The organism is Sphingomonas glaciei, assembly GCF_023380025.1.
GTDB lineage: Bacteria > Pseudomonadota > Alphaproteobacteria > Sphingomonadales > Sphingomonadaceae > Sphingomicrobium > Sphingomicrobium glaciei.
Map to the genome: position 1 here is coordinate 187,024 of NZ_CP097253.1, position 24,164 is coordinate 211,187.

Consider the following 24,164-nt stretch of genomic DNA (forward strand, 5'->3'; position numbering starts at 1 on the left):
CGGTTGGCTCTCGCTAACCGCCGCAACCATGAGCGACCTTCCCAAGACCTTCGAACCCGGCCCGATCGAAACCCGCTGGTACGGGCATTGGGAGGAGAGCGGCGCCTTCCGCCCGGCGCGCCCCGACGCCGAGCCGTTCACCATCGTCATGCCGCCGCCCAACGTCACGGGCAGCCTCCACATCGGCCACGCGCTCGACAACACGCTGCAGGACATCCTCGTCCGCCGCGCCCGGATGCAGGGCAAGGATGCGCTCTGGGTCGTGGGCACCGACCATGCCGGAATCGCCACCCAGATGGTGGTCGAGCGGCAGCTCAACGCGCAGCAGCAGAAGCGCACCGACTTCACTCGCGATCAGTTCGTCGACAAGGTGTGGGAGTGGAAACACGAAAGCGGCGGCCAGATCACCCGTCAGCTCCGCCGCCTCGGCGCCTCCTGCGACTGGAGCAATGAGCGCTTCACCATGGACGAGGGCTTCTCCAAGGCCGTCCTCCACACCTTCGTCGAGCTTCACAAGCGCGGCCGCATCTACCGCGATAAGCGCCTGGTGAACTGGGATCCCAAGTTCCAGACCGCCATTTCCGACCTCGAGGTCGAGACCCGCGACCAGGCCGGCAAGTTCTGGACCCTGCGCTATCCGCTATCCGATGGCAGCGGCCATATCGAGGTCGCCACCACCCGGCCCGAGACGATGCTCGCCGACATGGCGGTGGCGGTGCACCCGACCGACGAGCGCTACACCGGGCTGGTGGGCAAGCAGATCAAGCTGCCGATCACCGGCCGCCTGATCCCGATCGTCACCGACGAGCATGCCGATCCCGAACTAGGGAGCGGCGCGGTCAAGATCACGCCGGGCCACGATTTCAACGACTTCGAGGTCGGCAAGCGCGCCGGTTTCAAGGCCGGCGACATGCTCAACATGCTCAATGCCGCGGCCAATATCTGCCAGACCGCCGACGGCCTGGTCCCAGCCGAGCTGCTCGGCATGGAGCGCTTCGAGGCCCGCAAGCGCGTCGTCGAACTGCTCGACGCCGCCGGCGCGCTGGTCAAGATCGAGGACCGCACCATCGCGACGCCGCTCGGCGACCGCTCGGGCGTGGTGATCGAGCCATGGCTGACCGACCAATGGTATGTCGACGTGAAGCCGCTCGCCGAACGCGTGGTCGAGGCCACCAAGTCCGGCGCGATCAAGGTCGTCCCCGACACCTGGTCCAAGACCTGGTTTAACTGGCTCGAAGGCATCCAGCCCTGGTGCGTCTCGCGCCAATTGTGGTGGGGCCACCGCATCCCGGCGTGGTACGATGCCGACGGCAACGCCTTTGTCGCGCTGAGCGCCGAGGAAGCGCATGCCCAGGCTGGCGACAATCGCGTGCTGACGCAGGACGAGGACGTCCTCGACACCTGGTTCAGCTCAGCGCTGTGGCCCTTCGCGACGCTCGGCTGGCCCGAGCAGACCGAGGATCTTGCCCGACACTATCCTAACTCGGTCCTCATCTCCGGCTTCGACATCCTGTTCTTCTGGGATGCGCGGATGGCGATGCAGGGGCTGGAATTCATGGACGAGGTGCCGTGGCGCACGCTCTATCTCCACGGCCTGGTCCGCGATGCGCAGGGTCAGAAGATGAGCAAGTCCAAGGGCAACACCGTCGACCCGCTCGGGCTCATCGACAAATACGGTGCCGACGCGCTGCGCTTCACCATGGCGGCAATGGAAAGCCAGGGTCGCGACATCAAGCTCGATGAGAAACGCGTCGAGGGCTATCGCAACTTCGCGACCAAGCTGTGGAACGCCGCCCGCTTCCTGCAGATGAACAGGGTCGGCCCCTCGGCCTCGATCGCCGCGCCGCAAGCGAGCAAGCCGGTCAACCGCTGGATCATCGGCGAAGTGGTGGAGACGCTCGCCCGCCTCAACGCCGCCTTCGACGACCTGCGTTTCGACGGCATGGCCGACGCCATCTACCACTTCACCTGGGGCACCTTCTGCGACTGGTATGTCGAGCTGGTGAAGGGCGGCTTCGACGAGGAAACCCGTGCCGTCGCGGGCTGGGCGTTTGACCAAATCCTGGTCATGCTCCACCCGTTCATGCCCTTCGTCACCGAAGAACTTTGGCACGGCATGGGCGAGCGTCCCTACGACCTGATCCTTGCGAGGTGGCCGGAGCCCGAAGCGGGCAGTGACGCGGAGGCCAAGTCCAAGGTCGAGGCCATCATCGGCTTCGTCGAGGGCGTCCGCACCCTGCGCTCCGAACTCAACGTGCCCTGGACCGCGACCCTCGTTCCGCATGTGTTGGCAGGTGAGGGGGCCGGCGCCATGCTCGCCCTGATCGAGCAGGAAGGCGCGACACTGACCCGCATGGGCAAGGTCGGAGCCCCGGTCGCGGCCGACGCGCCGTCCGCCGGCTCGGCACAGATCGTGGTCGGCGGCGCGACTGTCGCCTTCCCGCTTGGCGATGCGATCGATCTAGACGCCGAGCGCGCCCGCCTCGCCAAGGCCGCTGAAGCCGCGGAAAAGGACCGTGACAGCCTCGGCGCGCGGCTGTCCAATCCGGCCTTCGCCGAGCGGGCCAAGCCAGAAGCGGTTGCCAAGGCCCGCGCCGATCACGAAGCTCGCAGCGCCGAAGCCGACCGCCTCCGCGCCGCGCTGGCGCGTCTGGGCTAATCGTTCGCCTCCGGCCCCCAAGCCGGGGCCCGGCCGGACCCTGTCAAGCGGGGAACAAAGGCACTGGGCCCCGACTTGCGCCGGGGTAGGAGAGTGAATGGCCGATACCGAACCTGCCCCGCCGCCGTCGCGCCCCGGCCAGCGCGACCTCACCAGCGGGCCGATCGGCATTACGCTCATTTCCTTCGCGCTGCCGACGCTGGGCTCGTCGATCCTCCAGTCGCTCAACGGGTCGATCAACTCCGCATGGGTCGGCCGCCTGATCGGCGAGGACGCGCTCGCCGCGACCGCCAATTCGAACATGGTGATGTTCCTCGCCAGCGCCTTCACCTTCGGCTTTTCGATGGCGAGCTCGATCCTGATCGCCCAGGCCTTTGGCCGCCGCGACGTCGATGCTGCCCGGCGTGCGTTCGGCACCGCGGTCGGCTTCTTCAGCCTGCTCGGGGTCCTCGTCGCGGTCGGCGGCTGGTATTTCAGCCCGGACATCCTCGGCCTGCTCGGCACCCCGCCCGAAGCGGTGCCGCTGGCCGACGCCTACCTCCGCGTGATCTTCTTTTCGATGCCGCCGGCCATCCTGATGATCATGACCATGATGGCCCTGCGCGGATCGGGCGACAGCTTGACGCCCCTCTGGTTCATGGGGCTCGCGGTGCTGCTCGATAGCGGGCTCAACCCGTTCTTCATCTCGGGAATCGGCCCGTTTCCCGAAATGGGCATCGCCGGCTCGGCACTCGCCACCACCGTAGCCAACTGGACCGCGCTGCTCGGCCTGGTCATCTTCATCTACGCGCGCGATCTGCCGCTGCGCCTGCGCGGCAAGGAATTGACCTATCTCAAGCCGGCCGGCGACCGCTTGCAGACGATCGTCCTCAAGGGCTTCCCGATGGGCCTGCAGATGATCGTCATCTCGCTTTCCAGCTTGCTGCTGATCGGCTTGGTCAATGCCGAGGGCGTGCACACCGCGGCGGCCTATGGCGTTACCATGCAGCTGTGGACCTACGTCCAGATGCCCGCGATGGCGTTCGGCGCGGCGGTCAGCGCGATGACCGCTCAGAACATCGGTGCGCAAAAATGGGACCGGGTCGGCCGCATCACCGGCATCGCCATCGTCCAGGTGCTGGCGATCACCGGCGCGATGATCGCCCTGTTCCTCCTCTTCGAACGCCCTGCGCTCGGCCTGTTCCTGGGCATGGACAGCCCAGCTTTGCCGATCGCCGTCCACATCCAGTGGATCGCGACCTGGAGCTTCCTGCTGTTCGGCATCACCCTGGTCATCTTCGGCACCGTCCGCGCCAATGGCGCAGTGTTCGTGCCGCTGCTCATCCTCGCGATCGGCCTGTTGCCGGTGCGGATCGGCTTCGCCTGGCTCGGGCGCGAGTGGCTCGGCGCCGACGCGCTATGGTGGAGCTTCCCGGTCAGCACCTTGGTGAACCTTACGCTGGCAGTTGCCTACTTCCGCTCGGGCCGTTGGAAGCAGGCGCGGATGATTGTCAGCGAGGCGCCGCGACCCACACCGCAGCCCGCGCCACTGTAACCGTCACCGGCGTGCGGGCGCTGAGCTCGCCGTCGATCGAGATCTTCTGACGCGGGCGCGCCTCGATCCGCAGCTCCTTGCCGCGGAATTCGGTCACGTTCTGGTCGCGCGACTTGAGCTTGAACAGGGTCGCAAGCCAGCTCCAGCCTAGGTGCACCAGGCTCTTGCCGGTCACCGCCTGCACCACGATCTCGCCCGATTGCAGGTCGGCGCTCTCGACCAACTCGATCCCGCCATGGTGGGTCCCGTTGGCGATCCGCGCCTCGGTCGCCCACACCTTGTGCACGCGCCCGCCCACGGTGATGCGGAGCCGGAACGGGCGGAACTTGAAGGCCACCCGCACCGCCCAGATTATGTAGCCGAGCATCCCCAGCGCCTTCTTGAGATTGTGCGGCACCGTCTCCGCGATCAGCGGCGACAGCCCCATCGCCGCAGCATTGGCGAAATAGTCACCGTCGATCGCGCCGAGGTCGATCCGCATCTTGCGGCCGGTGGCGATGGTCTCGACCGCATCGGCTAGCTCGGTCCCGATCCCCAGTGTCTTGGCGAAGCTGTTGGCGGTGCCCAGCGGAAGCAGCGCGAACACCGTCTCGGTGCCCAGGAAATCGTCGACCGCCTTGGACAGCGACCCGTCGCCGCCCCCGACGATGATCATCGGCGCCTTCTCGTCCAGCGCCTTGCATACGGTCGGGCGCATCCGCTCGGGATCGGTGATGGCATGGGCGGACAGCAGCTCGACGCCGCGTTCCTCCAGCATGCGTTTCGCATCCTCGAAGGCAGCGCCGCCGGTCCGGCTCATGGCGTTGACGATAAGGACGGCCTGTTTCGGTAGCGTATCGTCAGCCATGGTCCCCCAATGCTTGGAACGAGCAAGAGGTGCCGTATAGAGTGGTTATGACTGCTGCTTTTCCCGCGCTTCGTCTCCGCCGAGGCCGCTCCGCGCCATGGATCCGGTCCATGCTGGCCGAGCATCGCCTCCATCCCAGCGACTTCATCCTGCCACTGTTCATTTGCGACGGCGATCGCTGCGAGGAGCCGATCGCCGCGCTTCCGGGCGTAAGCCGCTGGACCGTGGACCGCATCGGCGCTCAGGCCAGGCAAGCATGGCAGGCCGGTATCCCCTGCGTTGCGCTGTTCCCCAACACCCCCGCGTATCTGCGTTCCGAACGGGCCGAGGAAGCGCTCAATCCCGACAATCTCATCTGCCGCGCGGTCAAGGCGGTGAAGGACGCCTGTCCCGACATCGGCGTGCTGACCGACGTCGCGCTCGACCCCTACACCGCGCACGGCCACGACGGCCTGATCGACGAGCGCGGATGTGTCCTCAACGACGACACCACCGCCATCCTCGTTCAGCAGGCGCTGGTCCAGGCGCAGGCTGGCGCTGACATCGTCGCCCCGTCGGACATGATGGACGGCCGGGTCGGGGCGATCCGCGCCGGGCTCGAAGCCGCCGGCCAGTGCGACACCGCGATCATGGCCTATGCCGCCAAATATGCTTCGGCTTTCTACGGGCCCTTCCGCGACGCTGTCGGTTCGGGCGGCCGGCTGAAAGGCGACAAGCGCGGCTACCAGATGGATCCGGCCAACGCCGCCGAGGCGATGCGCGAAGTGGCGATGGATATCGCCGAGGGTGCGGACATGGTGATGGTGAAGCCGGGCATGCCCTACCTCGACGTCTTGGCGGCGGTCCGCAAGCGGTTCGAAGTCCCGACCTTCGCTTACCAGGTGAGCGGCGAATATGCGATGATCGAGCATGCCGCGGCGGCCGGGGCAGGGGACCGCGACGCGCTGATCCTGGAAACCCTGCTCGCCTTCAAGCGCGCGGGGGCGACCGGGATCCTCACTTACCACGCCCTCGATGCTGCCCGGCTGATCGCTGGCTGAGCGGCGAGTGACCCCACGCGACAGTTTCCGGCCCGGGTGACGGTGGAGAGGTGATGGCCAGTCTCGCCCCACCCGCGCCGCAGGCGGCCCTCGCGCCGCGCTGGCTGTTCACCCTCGCCGTCTTCACCGGCTCGTTCCTGCTGTTCCTCGTCCAGCCGATGCTGGCGCGGATGGCCCTGCCGCGGCTGGGCGGGGCACCGGCGGTGTGGAACTCGGCGATGCTGGTCTACCAGGGGCTGCTGCTAGGTGGCTATGCCTATGCCCATTTGCTCAGCCGGTTCGGTTCGCGGGCCCAGGTCGGCATCCACCTCGCCGTGCTGTTTGCTGCAGGCCTTACCTTGCCCCTGTCGCTCGCGGCGGGAAGCCCGCCCGCCACGGCCGAGCCGTTCCTGTGGGTGCCATGGCTGCTGCTGATCTCGGTCGGCCCCCTGTTCTTCGCCATCTCGGCCCAGGCCCCGCTCCTCCAGCGCTGGCTGGCGATCGGGGGCGCAGACCCCTATCCGCTGTACGTCGCCTCCAACCTCGGCAGTTTCTGCGGCCTGATCGCCTATCCGCTGCTGCTCGAGCCCTTAGTCGGGGTCGCCGAGAACAGCCTGTGGTGGTCGTGGGGCTATGGCGCGATGATGGTGCTGGTTGCGGCCTGCGGCCTGCCTTTGCTGCGCCAGGACCAGGCTCCGACGCCGCGCGAGGCCGCGCCGACGATCCCGCTTCGCACCTTTGCCCGCTGGGCCCTGATCGCCGCCGTGCCGTCGGGCCTGATGCTGTCGACGACGCTTCACCTCACTACCGATGTCGCCCCCATGCCGCTGCTCTGGGTGGTGCCGCTCGGCCTCTACCTCCTCAGCTTCAGCATCGCCTTCGCCGAGCGGCGCGGGGTCGCCAACTTCTGCACCGCCGCCGCGCCGTTCGCGCTGATGCTCGCCGCCAGCCTGCTGTTCGTGCTGGAGGGCGACCTGCTCCCGCTGGTGGTCCTGTTTGCTATCCTCGCGATGTTCCTCGCGGCCTGCGCGCTCCACGCTCAGCTCTACGATCAACGGCCCGAACCTGCCGGGCTGACACTTTTCTATCTCGCTCTGTCGGTCGGCGGGGTGCTGGGCGGACTGTTCTGCGCCCTGATCGCGCCACTGATTTTCGACTGGACCTACGAGCACCCGCTGCTGATGGTCGCCGCAGCCTATCTTCTCGGCGGTCGCCAACCCGTGCCCGCCCTTGCCGATGTCACCTCCGGCAAGATGGCAGGCCGCGTGCTGCTGCTGCTGATCCTTGTGCTGCTCGTATCGTCCTTCATCGCGGCAAGTGTCGACAATCGCACCGCGGTGGCGCTGCTCGCTTCGGTCGGTGCGGGACTGGCGACCTTTGCGCTCGGCCGTCGCCGCCTGTTCGCCCTGGCGATTGCAGCGGTGATCCTGGCGGGCGGGGGCTTCAGGCAGATCGAGGACAGCCTGAACGGCCAGATGACCCGAAGCTATTTCGGCGTGTACCGGATCAGCGAGGAATTCGGCCAGCGCGTGCTGATCCACGGCACCACCACTCACGGCGTGCAATTGCTCGGGCCACCCGAGCGGCGCCGGACGCCGACCAGCTATTACTGGACCGGGTCGGGGGTAGGGCGGGTGATGTCAAATCTCCCGGCCCTGATGGGGCCCTCGGCCCGCGTCGGCGTAGTCGGCGTCGGCCTCGGTACGCTTGGCTGCTACGCGCGCCCGGGGCAGGTCTGGACCCTGTTTGAGATCGATCCCGCCGTCGTCGCGCTCGCCCGCGGGCCGCGCTTTCACTTCTTGCGCGAATGCGTGCCCACCGCGCAGGTGGTGATCGGGGACGCCAGGCTGAAGCTGGCCGAAGCCGCGCCCGCCAGCTTCGACATCCTCGTCATCGACGCCTTTTCGTCCGACGCCATCCCGATGCACCTGCTGACCAAGGAAGCCTTCGCCATCTACCGGCGGGCGCTGCGCCCAGGCGGGCTGCTGATGATCCACATCTCCAACCGCCATCTCGAACTTCGCCCGGTGGTGCGGACCGGCGGGGAAAGCGTCGGCATGTCCGGCGTCCTCGCCGCGGCCGCCGGCGATCGCCTCGTCCGCGGGTTCGAGACGACCTGGACCGCTCTCTCTACCGACCCTGCACTGATCGAGCGGGTCAAGGCGACCGAATCAGACCTGTGGGTAGGCCTTCCGTTCGGCGCACGCGTCCACTGGACCGACGACCATGCCTCGATCCTGCCGGTGCTGGAAATGCCGTGACGAGCACCGTCGTCGCCAAGACCGATCGTCTGATCCTCCGCACATGGGACGACGAACGCTGGGCCGAATTCGTGCGCTTCACCAATACGCCGGCAGTGATGCGCTGGCTGGGCGGCGTCTTTTCGCCCGCTCAGATGGCCGCTGCCCGGGCGCGGCTCGATGCCTACCAGGCCGACCATGGCTTCACCTTCTGGGCGGTCGAACGGCGGTCCGACGACGCCCTGCTCGGCTTTTGCGGCCTCAAGCGCGCCAATGCGCCTGGGGCCGAGCCGCTCCACGGGGAGATGGAGATCGGCTGGCGCCTGCGTGAGGATGCGTGGGGGCAAGGCTATGCCAGGGAGGCCGCGACGGCGTCGCTCGACCTCGCGTTCGACCGCTTCGATGCACCGCGGGTGATTGCCTTCACCGCGCTCGGCAACCAGCCCAGCCAGGGACTGATGCTGCGGCTCGGCATGCGGCACCTGCCGGGCCACGATTATGTCGACCGACGCTTTCCGGCCGACGCGCCGCCCAACCCGCAGGTGACGTTCGCAATCGGCCGCGAAGAATGGCTCGCTCAACCTGTCAGGCGGCGCTGAATCGAGGCGATGGCGGCGCGGTGGCGGCTGTCGACTTGCGCCAGTTCGCCAGCGATTGCCCGCACCGCATCGAGATCGCGCGGGACCAGTCGTGCGCCGGACGCGATGCGCTCGGCCACCGCGGCGTCGAATGCGCCGATCGCGCGGGTCACCGGCTCCTGCGCGGCGATCGCGGCGGAAAGCGACTGCTGCGCGCTGATCCAGCTCTCGCTTCCGGAGGGCCCCGCCGCGGCGGCGAGCGTCTCGGCCCTGGCGATCGCGCCGTCCACGGTGCGCGCCTGGGCAAAGGCGGGAGCGGCGATCCCCCGCAGCGCTGCCGCCAGTGCGGGATCGGCCGGCAGCGCGTCGGAGCGATCGACGATCGGCAGGCGGGGATCGATCGCTTCGGCGGGCCGCCGCGCGAGCGACGGTGCGTCTTTCACCGACGCGCAGCCCGCGAGGCCGCTCACGAACAAGGACAGCGCCACGAGGGCAGGGCGGTGGGGCAAGCGACGCATCCTTTCCCTCTAACAGCGACAAGCATCGCAACAAGGGGTTGCGCACTGCGTCACCTGCCTCTAGACGCCGCCCTCGGCAAGCGCCCGTAGCTCAGCTGGATAGAGCATCAGACTACGAATCTGAGGGTCGGACGTTCGAATCGTTCCGGGCGCGCCAATTTTCCTTAGCAAATACAAGCACTTGGTGGTGGCCCTTGCGGGTGCCGCCGAGCCTCTGCCCACGTGTTCTACCGTAAGTCTAACGAATCATGTTGGTGCCTTGCTAAGCCGCACCGGGGAAGCGTCAGCATCTTACCCATGGCGCGCGAGCTTAGGTCTTTATGGGATGAAAGCTTACATGGTGGCGCCACTTAGATCGACGCTGAACAGTGGCCAGGCGACTATCCACTAGCTCAGGCAAAGAATAGATTCGTCACTTAAACGTCACATAATCGCGGGCGGTTAACTATATTTTTAAACCATGGGAACGTTCGTCACTGCCCGGAGTCGTGCTTACCACAGGGGCCAACGTGTAACGCGTAAGGACGATCGCTATGAAGACGCTGATGACCCTGGCCGCAGCAGGAGCGGCCCTCGCTCTTGCCACTCCGGCAAGCGCTGCCATTATCGTCACGCCGTCTCCGGGCGCCGTGCAGCCTGACGAGAACGTACTTTCCACGACCAACATGACCGGCACCACGGTTATGGGAACCACGAACCAGACCCGAACCTCGGTAAGTGTTCGGTCGGGTGCGCCGCTTGCCGGGACGGAAACTCTCTCATCGATGGACTCAAACGGCCAGGCTCGTTTCGCCGCAACTGACGGGTCCTTGGATGCCGCTACGATATTTCTAACGGGTGGTGGCTCATTCACCTCGGCAGAATTTAACCTCTTCAACGCTCTGGCCGGCACCACTTCGGTGACCATCTTCGTCAATGGGGTTGCCACTACGAGCAGTCCATTTTTGCTCGGCAATGGCCAGAACTTCTTTGGCTTTCAAGCAACCGCCGGCGATCGCATCACTTCCATCGGATTTGACACGAACGGCACGGGCGTCGTTGATCTTCGGCAGGTCCGTCTCGGTGGTGTGACCATGACCGCTGTTCCAGAACCCGGAACCTGGGCAATGATGTTGCTCGGCTTTGGCGCAATCGGGGCGAGCATGCGTCGTAATCGTCGTCGCAGCACGGCCAAGTTGATGCAGATGGCTTAAGGCATCTAGAGACTTCAGTTTTGCAGAAGGGACTCAGCTAATGCTGGGTCCCTTCTTTGTTGTGGCCACAAGTGCTGGGACCCTCGTCAGCCGTTAGCTAACGTGTACGTCGTCCCTCCTTCGGCAGCCCCATTCGCCCGAGCACAGCCTAAGCCTGACCACATCAGCGCTGAAGAACGGCTTGCGGCAACGCATACAGCGAAGCCAGCCGACACGCCTCACCATACGCGGCGGGTTGTGATCATGGTCCAGCACTACCTCCCTGCGCTTTCCACGGTCGTCCGGCCATTCCTGCGGCTCAGAGAACCCTAGCCGGTCCGGACGGGGCTCAGTGGCAGGACGGGGCGCGGGGGCAGCCCTGGGCGGCGTTGGCGGCTTGGTAGGGACCACCCCATTGCGCCAGTTGGCTAACCATTCTGGGACGGCGTTCACCTTCCCAACTCCCAGTGTCCGTCGCGCTCCCAGCGGGCGAAGCAATGCACAACCATGCGGACCTCAGTGCCGAACTCGCCCGCGACAACCTTAGCCTCCGCCCAAGCCGCGAAGGCATCGAAGCTGCCCCACTCGCGTACGAACGGTGAGCCGGGAGCCCGCGCTGCTTCCAAACGCCGGACACGCGCAAGCATGGATCGGGCGGACACGTGGTCAGCCCCTGGTGGCTTTGCCGAGGCGTAGTGCAAGAGCGAAGTTGTGCGCTGCGTACAGCCGCGCATACTCGGCTTCTGCTACGTGTCGGCGCTGCAAGCCCTCTTCGATCTCGCGCTGACGGACAATCTCGGCTGCGCGACGTACCTTAAGGGGGTCGTCAGCTAGGCGGGCGTTTTCGGGATTGTGGGTCACAGGCGGATCACCTTCAGTTCGAGGAGCTGGTCGTAGGCGTCTGCCCGCAAGTCTGGGTCGTCGCAGTCGCGCATAACCTCCGCGAGCCGGGCAACAATCATGCGGCGCAGTTCCCCACGCTCTTGATCGGTCAGCCGCTCGACAGCCCGCTTCATGCGTTCGGTCTTCAATGCGTCCTGTATCCGGAGCGGGACCACGTAGAGCGGGAACCGCATGTACTCGGCCATGCTCACCGCCCACTCAATGGTGCGCTGGTATTCGGCGATGGGCTCTATGGGTCCCTCAAAGCCGACCATGTGGCGACCATCCTCATGGGGACCGTGCCATACGACTTGGACGAACAGGTCGTCGGCTTCGGGCTCGTCGGCGACGACCTTGTTGTTTGCAGTCTTGTAGACGGGCATCAGCGTGCCTCCTTCTGCTCGAGCGCTGCAACGCGCTCCTCCAAGTTTTCGACTGCCCGCACGTCCGCCAGCGCCCGGACGGCCTCGATCAGCTGCTTGCCCAGGTCCACGGGCACCGAGCCCTCAGCCATGGCCGCAAGGATTGCCTCGACCTGCTGCGACGTGCTGGCCTGCGGGTTGAAGTTGAACTCCACTGCGGGAGCCTCGGGCCGGAGCGCTGGGGCGATGCGGGAGGAGCACCAACGACGCGGCCTGTAGGTCGCCGTCCTTTGCGGCGGCTGTGACCACACGGGCGATCTCCACGCCCTCGTCCATCAGAGCGCGGGTGATCTTCGTGCGCGGATCAGGTCGACCGGGAGGGCGTCCAGCCGGGTTGCCGCTTTGGCCTTTAACCCACCGTCCAGCGCGTTCCGGAGCGGTTGTGGGTGTCTGGACCGGCGCGGACGGTATCGGCGCGGACGGCGGCCCGGTGAGCCACGGTGGGGGTATATGCTGGGTCACAGGGTGTCCTGTTCTTTTCAGTTGGAGATCAGGCTTACGCCGTGGGCTCGATCTTGAGCGCGGCCAGCGCCTGCTCGTTTGCCCGCTGGAGGTGGGCCACGACGCCGGGCTGCTCACCGATAGCTTTGGCAAACTGCGCCCGTAGAATTGGAGCAGCGGCGTGGAGCCGCTTCTCGAACTTGCGCATGACGTCCAGCCGCCGCACCAAGTCAGGGCGCTTCTGCGTGTGGTACTCGCGAAGGAAGTAGTCTTGGTCGAGCTTGGTCAGCCCGCTGAGGAAACTCTGAGCGCCAAGAATTGCCAGCAGCGTGGCTTCGTCGCCCTGTTCGAACGCTTGCCGCATGAAGGCTTCGCGTTCCTTGCGCTGTAGGCCACGAACGTAAGCGCGAACCTCACCATTAAGTGAGCCCAAGCCCGCCTGCTCGCGCAGTGGCTCCATGAGTTGCTTCTCGGTGTGCTCGATGTTGGCTGCAAGGTCCCGCGCCGCCTTATCGAAGCGACCGAGAACGCGGTCGCGGTGCTTCTCGGCTTCCTTGGCGACAATGACCACGGCACCCTCTTTGGTCACAGCAGGGTTCGCCAGCCAAAGCTCTCGAAGATCGTGGACTTTTCCGAGGGTGACGTATGCGTCGTTGAAGGCGTTCACCACGCTACCCACAAATTGGGCGGTCTCGTCATTGTAGCCCTCGTCCAGACGCAAGTTCTCTGGGTCCAAGCTCACGCTGACTCTAACGTCGATATTGTCGGCCACTTTAGGTGCTCCAAGGCTGATCATGTTCGGTATGTGTTAGAAACCTACCGCAGCCCTTTGAGTCAGTGCTCCTGTTATTTTGGTTTTTCTTTGTGTTATCCGTGTCTTACATCAACTCTACGGCGTCTAAGCTGTGTCGCCACCGCTGATTGCGTATCTGTGGGGCGGCTATTCGGCGGCTATGACCACGCTTGTCCGGGGGGTTCCGTTTTGTCGTCGCAGCCCTATCGTTGAGGAATGCGCGCAACCGAACGGATGGACCTGCTGGAGAAGATCGGCACCGAGCTTCAGCGCCGTTACACATTTTCCGAGATCGATGTCTTCTTACGGGCGCTCGACATAAGCACGATGCACTTCGACTACGGCAGCAGCAAGCGCATCTACGTCAAACAGGTCTTGGGTGACGTGTCCGAAAAAGACCTCCTCCATGTAGCTGACGAATTGGGTCTGTTTAATGCTTCAGCTGGGAATTCAGGCGTGAGCGAGCCGCCCGCGAACTGGAAGGACACGAAAGACTTCCGGCTCTTCATCTCGCACCTCAGCGCCGACAAGCTAATTGCCACACGGTTAAAGGACGCTCTGTCACTTTACGACATCGCCGGGTTTGTGGCGCACGAAGACATACAGCCTACGCTCGCTTGGCAAGACGAGATAGAGCGGGCGTTACAGACCATGGACGCGATGGTGGCGGTTCACACGCCGGGCTTCTCCAAATCGTACTGGACGCAGCAGGAAGTCGGGTTCGCCCTGGGCCGCAGCACCAAGGTGATCTCCTTTAAGTATGGGGAGGATCCAACAGGCTTCATTGGCAAGCACCAAGCGTTGCCCCGCCGCAGTCGGACTGCCGAGCAAATCGCGAAAGAGATCGACAGCTTGCTTGAGGCGGACACCCGCACTGCGCCGCGACTACAGGAGGCGAGGGACCACGGTGTACCCTTCTGATGACCACGGTGCTGCGCCCGGTTAGTTGCGCCTAGGCCATCGTCGCTAAAGTCGCCAACCGTAGCGGGGGTTAGCGACGGCAAGAACGTGGGTTTTCTGTGGCTGGTGAGCTATCGTCGCTATCGTCGCGGTTTTGAGGTGTTGGGGGGCTTGGACTGGTATCTCCTCCGCCACGGGAGGAGGAGATACCTATTCTTTGACACGACCAGCGACTCTCCAATGGTGACTTTCACCGTCCACGGCCCTGTTTAGCCCGCGACGATAGCGACGATGACCGGAAAAGACCGGTATTCTGTGGTTAGTGCCAGCGACGATCGTAGCGACGATCCCGAAAACCGTAGCGACGATTAGCGACGATTAGCCCCCGGATTTGCATCACTGCATGTACTCTCGCAGGACCTCGGAGCGCAATATTATGTCCCGGCCCTTTTTTCCCGTCCGCCCTTGCACAAGTACTCTGTGGTGATCGGCAAGAATGTCTACCGCGTCTTCTAAACGCCCTGTCCGAGCCTTTCGCAATTGGCTCGGCCCAGTCCGTCTTATCTGGTTGACGGAGATGACGAGGCTTTGATCCGTACCGGCACGCGCCCGCTTCTTAGTTTCCTTCACCAACCATTCTTCGAGCATCTGAGCGTCTGCAATCTCCGGAGCCGCCGCGGCTTTACCGCAGAAGCGGACTGCCTCGTCGAGATACCAGCGCATCAAGGCACAAGCACCCAACACGCTGTCGCGGGCTATGGGGTGGCTAGGGCCGTTGGCGAAGACGTGAAAGCAGCAGGCAAGTCGAGCGGCGTTATCGGCTGCCTTGCTCGCAACGTCGCGAATGCTGCCGTACTCGTCTTCGTAGTTAAGCTTCTCCTCCACCTCGTCGTAGAAGGCGATCCAAGACTTCTGAGCGTCGGCGTCGAAGGCCAGCATCTGTGTCTCTAGCCGGTCGTACTCGTCGAACTCGGCTTCAATGGACAACAGCGTGGTCATTCTCTGGCAGAAAGCTGCCAAGGCGGGTCGGGCCGCTGGAGGCTCCTTGTACATGCGGGTGCCCTGGGTAGTTTCGGGCTGGCAGAACAGGAACCGGGCAAAGTAGCCGATGCCCCTCGCTAGCCCCCCTGTCTTGTCTACGAAGTTTTGCAGCACCGAGGGTTGCACTTGAAGGCCCATCGTCACCCTCATGCCCTCGACCCTTACTTCCCCTGCGCCCACAGTGCTCTTGTCTATAACTCCGCCGTCCCACATCTCGTTTGCAAGCGCGAGGTTAGCGGTGACCGATTCCGCTTTCATGCTATGCGAACCGAAGATTGTGCCCGCTTCGGCGCTAGCGATTGTAGCAACTGGATATTTATCGAGAGCGGCAATCAACGCTTCGGTGGTGTCGTTTTTCCGCAGAACACGGACTAATTGCGGCTCCGTAGGCCTTCCGAGAGCGTGCGACGTTCGCGGGTCGATTTCGAAGTTCTGCGGGTTGATGAAACCGGAGGTGATGTTGGCCTGCAGCTCCTCACCCTGCTTCTCCCAATCTTCTAGCTGCGCTTTGTATTCAGCGCGCCGCCTGCTGTAGAGCTTGCGTTGTTCAGCTTCCCAGTCCCGCACGGGCTGGATAAAAATGCTATCTACTGTCGACTTGCGTTCACCGCTCTCTGCAACCGTGAGCAAGTAGAGCGTGGCGGGGCCGGAGAGGGCGGAGTCCCGGCGAACGCCAAAACCCGTCTGGACGGCTGTTGAGACCGCTGTCAGCGCGCATGCGGCGACCATTGCAACGGGCGGCTGCACGTAGCTTGCGACTTCCTCGACGGCGTCGCGGATCAGTGCAGGTATTTCCCAGAGCGGATACGGCTCCGGTTGCATCTCCTCGCAAAGCGGTCGCGGCTTGGGTAGGCGGCGTTCGTCGATGTCATTGGCACCGAAGTCTGCGAAATCAACCATGTCGAACACTCCGTCCTTGAGGGAGTGGTTGCATGGGCTGTCCAGCGCAAAAGCTTGGGGGTATAGGTTCCATTGTTGAGGTTGCTTCCTAAGAAGCGGTGGAGTGTGGTTAGCGTCCACTCCGCCGCTTTTTCTTTGAGCTATGTGAGAACTACGGTCGAAGACTTGCCGTGAGCAGACATAAGTCGCTCATCAGACTCACCTTTTCGGGCCTGTCCGTCACGTATCGGATTTGTGGGGCGGCTTAGGCCGCAACCGTCTCGCTGGTGCTGCGCTTCGCGCCCGAGGCGATCCACGCGAGCAGGTCCTTCTCAGCGTACCAGACCCGGCGAGTACCAGGCGGGCTGAAGAAGCGCGGACCCTCACCACGTAGGCGGTACTGGGCCATGGTGCCGGGGTGAATACGGAGCACTTCGGCTGCTTCCTCACTGTCGAGTGGGCGGCCTTTGGGCTGGTAGGCGAACAGTTCACAAAGTTCTTCGAAGGATTGCTGGGGCACGGTGAGCCCTTTCGACGAGTATGTCCCGACCGTTACTCGGGTACATCACCGGGACCGCCGCAGACGTGCCGCGAACAGTGGAGCTTACCAGACCCTCCTAACGCCTGGTACTACCGGGACCAGTGATCAGAGACCTTGCTGGCACCCAAACTATGCCAAGTTGTTTTTGGTAGCACAACGCTATCTGTTATATCGGGTCGGCTACGCTTACTGGAAGTTGCCTGTTCTCTACAGCATCACTTCTAAGCGCCGCCTCTGTGGGGACCGCCCGCGCTCTTCCAATCTGATGCAGGGTATGTATGGTTGAACTATACACACCATGCATCCCGCTCCGCCGACACGTCCGAAGCCACGCCCTGGCGCTCTGCCGATGCTTCCGGCGAGCGAGCCCGCGCCTGATCGCATCGCAATCACTGCGCAGTCTGCACCACCGCCCTTTGCCACTGACAGAGAGGTTGATCGGTCCCACGCCGAAGCGCCCATTGAAGCAGCGGCAAGCAAGTTGCAGACGGCTCGGAAAAAGGCGGACCAGCTAGGAGCAGCGCTGCGAAGCGAAGCCTTCGACGATTGGGTTCGTCGATGCCTTCTTTCGGCGGAACGGCCTTCTGAGTGGACCCGTGCATCAGAGCTCTACGAAAGCTACCTGCGGCATGTGGTTAGGTACGGGAGCAATCGGGCGGCACGAGGACTCTCCCGAGAGGTCGCGGCTACGGAGACCCGCTTCGGTAGGATGCTTGGATCGATCTCGGCCAAGACGCGGCGGGCCAAGGGATGGTACTACCCGCTCCGCATCAAGAAGGGTGCCTAGGCCCTAAGGGTCACCACGTTACCGCCGCTGGCCTTGGCCTCGGCAATGCGGCCCTGGTCCTCCATCCACGTGCCAATCCGTTCCACTTCGGGTTGCAAGTATTGAAGCCGCGAGGTCTGCAAATAGTGGCGGGTAGTGACTGAGCGGGGAACATGGTTGGTGAGCAACTCGACGCGATAGAGATCGACGTTGCACACAGTCACAGCCACCGACACAAACGTGCGGCGTAAATCGTGAGCGGACAGCGTCTGACCGGCAATTTCGCTTACACGGGTCAGTGGCGCACGGGTGTCCACCACGTGTCCGGCCTTGCTACGGGTAGCGAATACGTAGGGGTTGCCCCGAACGCGGGGGCGGGCGGACAGTAGCGCCTTGGCCTGTACCGACAGCGGTATCCACACCGGGTTGGCGTTCTTGGGGTCGGGGAGGTGGAACCAGCCCTCCTCAAGGTTGACGTTCTTCCATTCCAGCTTCGCGCCCTCGTTGCGCCGGGCACCGGTGAGCAGCAGAAACAAGGCTAGGTCCACGCCAGCTTGCTTGTCGGCGTCCTGCGGGTTCACCCTACCGTCTTCCCGCTGCTGGGCGGCGATCAGGTCGGCCCTGAGCGTGGTCAGCATGTGCCAGACCTCGCCGACCTTGCGGGTGTCCACGTCGCGGGTGCGGGGCTTTAGCTGGATCCAGTCATCGCGGAGTGCCGAGACGGGGTTGTGCGTGATGAGCGGGGAGCCGTCCGCTTTCTTGAACTGCCTTGCGGCGTAGTTGATCAGACTGCGGAGCGTGGTCATCGAAATGTTGGCCTGCCCCGGCGCTGGCTTTCCGGTCAGACCTTTGGTCGCCATCTCGCGGTACCGCTTACGGACTTGGGCCTCGGTGATCTCGGCAATGGGCTTGTGCTGCCAATCGGCAAAGACCTTGGCCACATGCCGCTCAATTTCGGCCTTGCTGCTGTCCTTCAGCTTGCCCGGCCGGGAGACGTACTGCTTGCAGACTTCGGCCAAGGTGATCTTGGCAGCCTCGTCGGCCTTCTTCACGTCGCGGGGGTCAATGCCCTCCCGCATCTGCTGGAGGATGGTACGAGCCTTCGAGCGGGCTTCGTCCTCGGTGAGCTGGCCGAATGGTCCGACGGTGTACTGGAGTTGCTTACCACGTACCCGGCCCGACACGATGAAGACGCGTTTGCCCAGGCTGGACACCCGTAGGCCGTAGCCCTTCACGGCCCGGTCGTGCCCCCCGTCCCAATGGACCTCGTGCCCCGTGGCGGGTGGCTGCACCTTCTCCACGAACGTCTTAGACAGCTTGGCCATGAGCTAGTTTCCTACCGTATTTCTAACACTCAGGAAGAACCCTCCGTTATCTGTAACAAACTATCAAGTGGCTAAGTGTCTGACTTTGTGAGGTAAAGTAAGGTAGAATTACGTAGCGTTACCTCGGCCCACAACTATTCTCCCAAACTACGAATCTGAGGGTCGGACGTTCGAATCGTTCCGGGCGCGCCATTTCCCTCTTAAGAACCCAGCGATGGTGGTTGTGTCGAGGTGCCTTGGCGACTCGGCGGCAGGTCGTGGGCCGGGATCGACAAGGACCACCAATGAAAATGGCCCAGCCTTTCGGCTGAGCCATCTTCACGCGCGACCGCCTTGCGGCGAAAGCGTCAGGCGAACTGCGGAATCTGCCGGGCGCGACGACGGCGCAGCGAAGCGCCGATCCCGCCGAAGCCGATCAGCATCAACGCCCAGGTGCCCGGCTCCGGAACGGCCGCGATGGCGCCGGGCCCGACCCGGATCTGACGGATGTCGGCAAAACCACCACCGGTGCTGGTGAAGCCGATCGACTTGATCGACTGCAGCGTGTCGGTAGCAGCGAAAAAGAAGTTCTCACCGCTGACATTCTCCCGAGCGTCGTCACCGAAGACGTAGGAGTAGGCATTGCCGAACTGGTCGAGGCCGGTGATGGTGGCCACCAGGTTGGCGCCGCTGCCGCTGAACAGGTTGAATTCGATGAATTCGAACGATCCACCGTCAGCGGCAGTGATGAGGATGTTGTTGAGATCGCCAGTGACCGCCTGGATCCGCGCCTGGCCATTGGCCGGGGTGGTGATCTGCTGGGTGCTGGTGAAGTTGAGTTTGTAGCCGGCCTGGGTCTCGCCCATCACCTGAGTGCCCGTCTGGTTGACCGGCAGCAGGACGATCGCCCCCTGGCCGGTCTGCTGATCGGTCGTGATGGTGATCGTCGCCTGAGCCGGCGTGGCGATCGTGGCAGTAGCGATAGCTGCACTTGCGAGTGCAGAGAGCATCAGACGGCGCATGTGTTTTCCCCTTGAACTAGACCGGGTCGGTGCCCAACACGCGACTCGATAATCCGATTATTAACTTGTTTTTAACTATAAAACAATCGCAAGGGCTTGGCCGGTCGCCGCGCGGATCAGCTTTTGCCAGCCATGTGTCCCGTTCCGGCACCATCGGGGTCGGGGTGACCGGTCGCCGTGCGGTCCATTCCGGCGGGAGTTTCCTGAACAAGGTCACAAAGGTCACTGGTGGCGGGTAGTGCGGGCGGGTCCTGCCGCTGGGGAAGGGGCGTGAGGCCACGGGCGGCGAGCGCGCGGCTGCCCTCGCCCGGAGGCGCGTAATTGAGCGGATCGCGGACCCGGAGGAGATAGAGGCCGAGCATGTCGTGATGGACGGTGCGGGTCGCGACCACGTCGCCCCCGTGCATCACCGGCACCTCATGCCCGTGCAGGGCGCGATCGAACAAGGTGTCGGCAAGGGTCGCGGTGACCCGGCTCATCGCGGCTTCGAACGCGGCGGCAAAGGCCGGGGCGCGAGGTAGCAGGCGATAGACGGCGCGGCGCGACAGGCCGACCCCGCGGGCCGCGGCGAGGATGCTGCCATGCTCTTCCAGCAGCTCGAGGAACAGGATGCGACGAGACACGGTCCAGCCATCGACCCGGACGTCGGACGGCGTTTCGGCGCGGATGCGGATGAAGGCGGGATCGTCCTCTTCCTCGGTGAAGAGGGCTCCCTCGCCGCGGCACTCGTACTGGTCGCGCAGCCGCCGTTCGGCATCGCGCTCGGCAGCCTGGCGGCGGAGCATGGTGTGGCGGGCCTTGGGCGGCGGACCGCGCCCGGCCTTGGCGTCCCTCACCGCATGGGCGATCCGCCCCTGGATCGCCCAGGCGAGGTCGAATTCCTCCTCGCTCTCGCAGCTGTTGAAGGTGGGATCGAAGAGGCGGTCGATGCGGTGCTTGTCCATCGACCAGGATAGATCAGGCGAAATCCTACTAGTAAAGAGGGGAGGGCGCGCGACCCGGTAGGGCCGCGCGCCCGGTGCTCAGCGGTTGCGGGTAACGCGGAGGCTGGTCACGCGGCCCGCGCCGTCGACCGTGCAGTTGAAGCGCATGTCGCCCGCCTGCGTATAGGCCTGATTGCGGTTGTTTCCGTAGGCGTTGCCATAGGGCGGCTGGGCATAGCCGGTCATGCCGCTGTCGATCAGGCCGGTGACCCGCAGGGTGGTGCGGTTGCGACGCTCGACCGCGGTGATGGCGGTGACGCGCGGCTGGGCGGCATAGGCCTGCTGCTGGTTGTATCCGCGCTGGCCGTAGCCTTGCTGGTTATAGCCCCGCTGGCCGTAGGCGGCCTGGTTGCGGCGCAGGACGTCGTTCTGGGCGGCGGCGGCGCACTGGCCGATCAGCTGCTGGTCGGTGGCGCCATAGTTACGGCCGCCGAGGAGCTGGCCGATGATGCCGGCGATCCCGCCCTGCTGCTGGGGATAGGAGCCTTGGGGATAGCCCTGCTGCTGCGGATAGCCCTGCTGTGGGTAACCGTAGCCGGGCTGACCGGGATAGGGCTGCGGGGTCTGCTGCGACTGCGGGTAATATTGCGCGGCGGCAGGAGCGGCGACGGCGCCGAGGGTGGCCGCGGCGGCGGCGAGAAGTGCGAAGGATCGCATGACACTGTTCCTTGGTCTCGACCCGGAGAACGCCGGGGGAGTTCAGGCAGTCAACAAGCGGAAGCGGCAATCAGTCGCATGAATGGGAGATAACAGCGGATCGCGGTGGTGAAGCATGGCCTGGTTTTCCTTCCTTCGCGCCTTCGCGCCTTGAAAGAAGAAGGCAGTTTGGCACGCGAAGGCGCGAAGAAGGAAGGGAAGGCGCGAAGGGGTTAGTGGGCGGTGCGGTCGCGTTTCTCCTTCGCCTTCACTTCGGGTCGGCCTTTTCTTGCTCCGGATCAACTTCTGGATAACTTTACCGTGGCAGGAGGAGCGTATGAGCAATCCCTACATGGACATTTTGGCGACGGGCGCAGGCCAGGCCGTTCCGCATCTTGTTCCGCTGGCAGTCTTTGTCTTCGTCAGTGTGACGGCGTTCGCCGCGCTCAGCCGCATGTTCGGGACGAACACGCGCCGCGGCCGGGGCAAGTGGCGGCAGAAGGGCGAGTGGAACCAGCGGCCTCGGAAAGGTGCCCCGGGGTGGCGTGGGCCGGGGGCTTATGCGGTGGGCTCCGCCGAACCGGCGCCGCCGATCCGGGCCAACGTCAACGATGCCGCCGAGCAGCTGCGGATCGTCATGGCGTCCGAATTTCGCCCCAAGCGCCTGCTCAACAAGGGCGAGGAAAAGGTGCTGGCGGCGTTGGAGCCGATCGTCGCGGAGCTGGAACCCGGCTGGCGGGTGTGGACGCAGGTGAGCCTGGGCGAGGTGCTGGACGGCGGTACGGTCGAGGCATTCAACACGATCAACGCCAAGCGAGTCGACTTCCTGCTGGTCGACGCCGACCAGCGCCCGCGGGTGGCGATCGAATATCAGGGGCAGGGGCACCACCAGGGCGCGGCGGCCGCCCGCGACGCGGTCAAGAAGGAAGCGCTGCGGCGGGCGGGCGTCGGCTATGGCGAGGTGTTCGCGGGCGATGGGCCGGCGGAGCTGGCGCAGGTGGTGGCGCGGGTGATGGCTGGGGCGGGGGTGGAGCGGACGTTTGGGGTGCGGCAGAGCGTCTAAAGGTCCGGACAAATACGCTGCCCGTCAGCCTACCGCTTTCAGTTTGAACGTGGCCTCGTTATGTTCGCGTAGCTCATCACGAATTGAAAAGTCGCTCGCGTAGAGTTAATTCTATGCGCTGCAGATTGGCGCCGTAATTGGCGGCTGACGTCTCCATGAGAGATCGTTTTGAGTGTCGAGCGGCGCGAGCTTTATGGCTGAGTTGCCTCACAACCAACTCAAGCAAAGTCTTGCCGCGAAGGCGGGTGCGATACTCTGCCCTAATCGCGTAAGCTTTTTGCTGACACACTTCAGGTTCAATCAAAATACGATTAGGGTGATCCGCTATCGACACATCATCCCCGGAAAAGAGACGGCGAAGACGGCTTTCGAACCATTCGCAGATAACGTCTAGCTCACTGTGGAAGCTTGCCCGCTCAGGTCCAGTCATAAGCCTGAGCCAATCCCAGTCCTCTATGAGGTCATTCTCGATTGAGTATCCATTCGTGAGAATAATATCGTCACACGCAAACTCGTCTGGCGTTCCAGAAAACAACCACGTGTCCCTATCTACAATGGCTACAACATCTGTTCGTCCAGCCGATCTAATCAGATTCCAAGCTTCTAATGTAGCTAGTTTCCCCCCGAGAGTGAGTACGGACAACCCTAAGTCCGAGCAATTCTCCTCGACAATTCTAAGAGCAAGATAATCGTCGTTCCCTTCTGCAAGCACCGCAGGAAGATTTGACCTCAGTGTGACAGCGACGGCTTCGTCAACAGTAATTCTAGCTTTCTGTGCCATCTTCGTCACCACGCATACTGGCTAACAGCAATTCTTTCTCAGGATACTTGCTATATATAAATGGTGAATGCGTCGCGATGATAAATTGATTGTCTTTGTTCTGGCCAACAAGAGTCGGAAACAGAGTTCGCTGCCAATCTACATGCAAACTCAGCTCAGGCTCATCTATGAAAATGATAGAATTTGAGTAGAGTGCGTTATAGCAGATAAAGCTAAGCATCTGTTTCTCGCCGGCCGACAATTTATCCGACGCTATTGCGTCAGCTGTGTCTCCAAAGCTCACACGACCTGACATCTTTATTCCCTTGTGTCGGAAAATCCGGATCACAAGTCGTTGAATAGCAGACAGAGGCTGCATGATAATGTCGCGACGCTCATTCACTTTCTCGATGCGCCGTCCAACCTCGTCCAAAAGAGCAGCTGCCACTCCATCACGCTCATCTTGAGTGCTTTTATCGCTGCGTGATTTGTAATTCTGTATATCTTGAACAACGCTTTCGTTAATCTCGCGCTGCATTGCATTCGCCTGCTCTGACAGGTCAGTGTACTTACCTTGGATGAGTTCACTGATATCGGTAGTTGCAATTGACGTCACAAAAGTGTGTTGCCCGTTGGATAATCGACGGGACACCGCGCTAACAGCTTTTTGAAGAGTACCGATCTCGGTAGTGCTCGCCCATGGAAATTGCGAGCTTCGTGCGGCAGACGTTTGGTCATCAATCCCAAACCCACCTTCTAGACGGCGGAAGGTTGGAAAGAATAGCGAGCTCCCGATCTTCGAAGTAAAATCCTTTACCTCGTCACGAGCATCGGAAAGCACTTCGTGATCACTGTCAAACTCATCTTGAAACGCCAATTTCTTTTCAGACGTTTCAATTTCAGCTTCGCATGTATGCTCGCTCACTCGCACCAAGGATAAAGTGTATTCGTCAGTCTCAAGCACGCACCGGCGAAAGGGAATTTCTTTCAGGGCTATGTGAACGTTTCCGCTCAACAGAAACCACAGCAATTTCAAGATTGTAGTCTTACCAGACCCGTTGAAGCCGGTGATGATGTTGAGATCAGAATGAAAATTGAGCTCGATATTACGACTTCGGCCCATCAAGCCGAAGACTTGGAAGCTTAATACTCGCACCAAGCAGT

The 24,164-nt window shown here is 63.2% G+C and carries 22 protein-coding genes and 1 tRNA gene; 9 read left to right on the top strand and 14 right to left on the bottom strand.

Annotated elements, in window-relative coordinates; all coding sequences use genetic code 11:
* Positions 1-28: 28 nt before the first annotated feature.
* Together M1K48_RS00850 and M1K48_RS00855 are read left to right on the top strand one after the other, a co-directional pair.
* Complete coding sequence (locus M1K48_RS00850) at positions 29-2,659, top strand: valine--tRNA ligase (RefSeq protein WP_249504007.1); 2,631 nt, start codon at positions 29-31, stop codon at positions 2,657-2,659.
* Between the two features lie 97 nt (positions 2,660-2,756).
* Complete coding sequence (locus M1K48_RS00855) at positions 2,757-4,193, top strand: MATE family efflux transporter (protein ID WP_249504008.1); 1,437 nt, start codon at positions 2,757-2,759, stop codon at positions 4,191-4,193.
* Here the strand turns inward: M1K48_RS00855 and M1K48_RS00860 are convergent.
* Positions 4,150-5,040 (bottom strand): diacylglycerol/lipid kinase family protein, encoded by an 891-nt coding sequence (locus M1K48_RS00860; RefSeq protein WP_249504009.1) that lies wholly within the window; start codon positions 5,038-5,040, stop codon positions 4,150-4,152. The two genes, M1K48_RS00855 and M1K48_RS00860, sit on opposite strands and share 44 nt — an antisense overlap.
* 47 nt (positions 5,041-5,087) lie before the next feature.
* Between M1K48_RS00860 and hemB the strand changes: the two genes are divergently transcribed.
* From hemB to M1K48_RS00875, 3 genes are read left to right on the top strand one after another with little or no spacing between them, the layout of a single operon-like run.
* A complete protein-coding gene (gene hemB / locus M1K48_RS00865; protein ID WP_249504010.1) occupies positions 5,088-6,080 on the top strand; it encodes a porphobilinogen synthase in 993 nt (330 codons plus the stop codon).
* A 53-nt stretch (positions 6,081-6,133) separates the two neighbouring features.
* Positions 6,134-8,320, top strand: coding sequence for a fused MFS/spermidine synthase (locus M1K48_RS00870; protein ID WP_249504011.1), 2,187 nt, complete (start codon positions 6,134-6,136; stop codon positions 8,318-8,320).
* Positions 8,317-8,898 carry a GNAT family N-acetyltransferase gene (locus tag M1K48_RS00875; RefSeq protein WP_249504012.1) on the top strand — a complete coding sequence of 194 codons (582 nt, stop codon included), beginning with the start codon at positions 8,317-8,319 and terminating at the stop codon, positions 8,896-8,898. Before M1K48_RS00870 ends, M1K48_RS00875 begins: the two co-directional genes overlap by 4 nt.
* Here M1K48_RS00875 and M1K48_RS00880 read toward each other — a convergent pair.
* Positions 8,877-9,395: a hypothetical protein gene (locus tag M1K48_RS00880; protein ID WP_249504013.1), complete on the bottom strand. Its 519-nt coding sequence runs from the start codon at positions 9,393-9,395 to the stop codon at positions 8,877-8,879. The genes M1K48_RS00875 and M1K48_RS00880 overlap by 22 nt on opposite strands.
* An 80-nt stretch (positions 9,396-9,475) precedes the next feature.
* Between M1K48_RS00880 and M1K48_RS00885 the strand changes: the two genes are divergently transcribed.
* Both M1K48_RS00885 and M1K48_RS00890 read left to right on the top strand, forming a co-directional pair.
* Positions 9,476-9,552, top strand: a tRNA-Arg gene (locus M1K48_RS00885).
* 376 nt (positions 9,553-9,928) lie between these two features.
* Positions 9,929-10,588 (top strand): PEPxxWA-CTERM sorting domain-containing protein, encoded by a 660-nt coding sequence (locus M1K48_RS00890; protein WP_249504014.1) that lies wholly within the window; start codon positions 9,929-9,931, stop codon positions 10,586-10,588.
* An 836-nt stretch (positions 10,589-11,424) separates the two neighbouring features.
* Here the strand turns inward: M1K48_RS00890 and M1K48_RS00895 are convergent.
* The 4 genes from M1K48_RS00895 to M1K48_RS00905 are packed head-to-tail and all read right to left on the bottom strand — an operon-like array spanning position 11,425 to position 13,084.
* The gene (locus M1K48_RS00895) at positions 11,425-11,832 is read right to left on the bottom strand and encodes a hypothetical protein (protein ID WP_249504015.1); all 408 of its coding nucleotides are present in this window, start codon (positions 11,830-11,832) and stop codon (positions 11,425-11,427) included.
* The gene (locus tag M1K48_RS00900) at positions 11,832-12,026 is read right to left on the bottom strand and encodes a hypothetical protein (protein WP_249504016.1); all 195 of its coding nucleotides are present in this window, start codon (positions 12,024-12,026) and stop codon (positions 11,832-11,834) included. The genes M1K48_RS00895 and M1K48_RS00900 overlap by 1 nt, the downstream gene beginning before the upstream one ends.
* Positions 11,956-12,450, bottom strand: a complete 495-nt coding sequence (locus M1K48_RS14365; RefSeq protein WP_406696940.1) for a DUF5681 domain-containing protein — start codon at positions 12,448-12,450, stop codon at positions 11,956-11,958. The genes M1K48_RS00900 and M1K48_RS14365 overlap by 71 nt, the downstream gene beginning before the upstream one ends.
* Positions 12,368-13,084, bottom strand: coding sequence for a hypothetical protein (locus M1K48_RS00905; RefSeq protein ID WP_249504017.1), 717 nt, complete (start codon positions 13,082-13,084; stop codon positions 12,368-12,370). The genes M1K48_RS14365 and M1K48_RS00905 overlap by 83 nt, the downstream gene beginning before the upstream one ends.
* Before the next feature lie 237 nt (positions 13,085-13,321).
* Here M1K48_RS00905 and M1K48_RS00910 point away from each other — a divergent pair, with 237 nt between their 5' ends.
* On the top strand, positions 13,322-14,026 hold the full coding sequence (locus M1K48_RS00910; RefSeq protein WP_249504018.1) for a toll/interleukin-1 receptor domain-containing protein: 705 nt from the start codon (positions 13,322-13,324) through the stop codon (positions 14,024-14,026).
* 375 nt (positions 14,027-14,401) lie between these two features.
* On the opposite strand, the gene M1K48_RS00915 is transcribed toward M1K48_RS00910, so the two are convergent.
* From M1K48_RS00915 to M1K48_RS00940, 6 genes are all read right to left on the bottom strand, one after another.
* Entirely contained in the window at positions 14,402-15,946 is a 1,545-nt protein-coding gene (locus M1K48_RS00915) for a YfjI family protein (protein ID WP_249504019.1), read from the bottom strand.
* 244 nt (positions 15,947-16,190) lie between these two features.
* Positions 16,191-16,445, bottom strand: coding sequence for a helix-turn-helix transcriptional regulator (locus tag M1K48_RS00920; protein WP_249504020.1), 255 nt, complete (start codon positions 16,443-16,445; stop codon positions 16,191-16,193).
* An 804-nt stretch (positions 16,446-17,249) separates the two neighbouring features.
* Positions 17,250-18,557 carry a tyrosine-type recombinase/integrase gene (locus M1K48_RS00925; RefSeq protein ID WP_249504021.1) on the bottom strand — a complete coding sequence of 436 codons (1,308 nt, stop codon included), beginning with the start codon at positions 18,555-18,557 and terminating at the stop codon, positions 17,250-17,252.
* A gap of 347 nt (positions 18,558-18,904) precedes the next feature.
* Entirely contained in the window at positions 18,905-19,558 is a 654-nt protein-coding gene (locus M1K48_RS00930) for a PEPxxWA-CTERM sorting domain-containing protein (protein WP_249504022.1), read from the bottom strand.
* A gap of 116 nt (positions 19,559-19,674) precedes the next feature.
* On the bottom strand, positions 19,675-20,502 hold the full coding sequence (locus M1K48_RS00935) for a hypothetical protein (protein WP_249504023.1): 828 nt from the start codon (positions 20,500-20,502) through the stop codon (positions 19,675-19,677).
* A gap of 78 nt (positions 20,503-20,580) precedes the next feature.
* Positions 20,581-21,198, bottom strand: coding sequence for a hypothetical protein (locus tag M1K48_RS00940; protein ID WP_249504024.1), 618 nt, complete (start codon positions 21,196-21,198; stop codon positions 20,581-20,583).
* Between the two features lie 316 nt (positions 21,199-21,514).
* Between M1K48_RS00940 and M1K48_RS00945 the strand changes: the two genes are divergently transcribed.
* Entirely contained in the window at positions 21,515-22,240 is a 726-nt protein-coding gene (locus M1K48_RS00945; RefSeq protein ID WP_249504025.1) for a DUF2726 domain-containing protein, read from the top strand.
* Between the two features lie 76 nt (positions 22,241-22,316).
* Here the strand turns inward: M1K48_RS00945 and M1K48_RS00950 are convergent, their stop codons facing one another.
* Both M1K48_RS00950 and M1K48_RS00955 read right to left on the bottom strand, forming a co-directional pair.
* Positions 22,317-23,021: a hypothetical protein gene (locus M1K48_RS00950; RefSeq protein WP_249504026.1), complete on the bottom strand. Its 705-nt coding sequence runs from the start codon at positions 23,019-23,021 to the stop codon at positions 22,317-22,319.
* Positions 23,005-24,156, bottom strand: a complete 1,152-nt coding sequence (locus M1K48_RS00955; protein WP_249504027.1) for an AAA family ATPase — start codon at positions 24,154-24,156, stop codon at positions 23,005-23,007. Before M1K48_RS00955 ends, M1K48_RS00950 begins: the two co-directional genes overlap by 17 nt.
* Between the last annotated feature and the right edge of the window lie 8 nt (positions 24,157-24,164).

What these genes read in the sequence shown, in the direction of transcription:
- M1K48_RS00950 (WP_249504026.1), bottom strand. Translation starts at nt 23,021, where the DNA reads ATGGCACAGAAAGCTAGAATTACTGTTGACGAAGCCGTCGCTGTCACA.
- M1K48_RS00940 (WP_249504024.1), bottom strand. Translation starts at nt 21,198, where the DNA reads ATGCGATCCTTCGCACTTCTCGCCGCCGCCGCGGCCACCCTCGGCGCC.
- M1K48_RS00855 (WP_249504008.1), top strand. Translation starts at nt 2,757, where the DNA reads ATGGCCGATACCGAACCTGCCCCGCCGCCGTCGCGCCCCGGCCAGCGC.
- M1K48_RS00910 (WP_249504018.1), top strand. Translation starts at nt 13,322, where the DNA reads ATGCGCGCAACCGAACGGATGGACCTGCTGGAGAAGATCGGCACCGAG.
- M1K48_RS00895 (WP_249504015.1), bottom strand. Translation starts at nt 11,832, where the DNA reads ATGCCCGTCTACAAGACTGCAAACAACAAGGTCGTCGCCGACGAGCCC.
- M1K48_RS00915 (WP_249504019.1), bottom strand. Translation starts at nt 15,946, where the DNA reads ATGGTTGATTTCGCAGACTTCGGTGCCAATGACATCGACGAACGCCGC.
- M1K48_RS00880 (WP_249504013.1), bottom strand. Translation starts at nt 9,395, where the DNA reads ATGCGTCGCTTGCCCCACCGCCCTGCCCTCGTGGCGCTGTCCTTGTTC.
- M1K48_RS00945 (WP_249504025.1), top strand. Translation starts at nt 21,515, where the DNA reads ATGAGCAATCCCTACATGGACATTTTGGCGACGGGCGCAGGCCAGGCC.
- M1K48_RS00925 (WP_249504021.1), bottom strand. Translation starts at nt 18,557, where the DNA reads ATGGCCAAGCTGTCTAAGACGTTCGTGGAGAAGGTGCAGCCACCCGCC.
- M1K48_RS00935 (WP_249504023.1), bottom strand. Translation starts at nt 20,502, where the DNA reads ATGGACAAGCACCGCATCGACCGCCTCTTCGATCCCACCTTCAACAGC.
- M1K48_RS00930 (WP_249504022.1), bottom strand. Translation starts at nt 19,558, where the DNA reads ATGCGCCGTCTGATGCTCTCTGCACTCGCAAGTGCAGCTATCGCTACT.
- hemB (WP_249504010.1), top strand. Translation starts at nt 5,088, where the DNA reads ATGACTGCTGCTTTTCCCGCGCTTCGTCTCCGCCGAGGCCGCTCCGCG.
- M1K48_RS00850 (WP_249504007.1), top strand. Translation starts at nt 29, where the DNA reads ATGAGCGACCTTCCCAAGACCTTCGAACCCGGCCCGATCGAAACCCGC.
- M1K48_RS00870 (WP_249504011.1), top strand. Translation starts at nt 6,134, where the DNA reads ATGGCCAGTCTCGCCCCACCCGCGCCGCAGGCGGCCCTCGCGCCGCGC.
- M1K48_RS00860 (WP_249504009.1), bottom strand. Translation starts at nt 5,040, where the DNA reads ATGGCTGACGATACGCTACCGAAACAGGCCGTCCTTATCGTCAACGCC.
- M1K48_RS00890 (WP_249504014.1), top strand. Translation starts at nt 9,929, where the DNA reads ATGAAGACGCTGATGACCCTGGCCGCAGCAGGAGCGGCCCTCGCTCTT.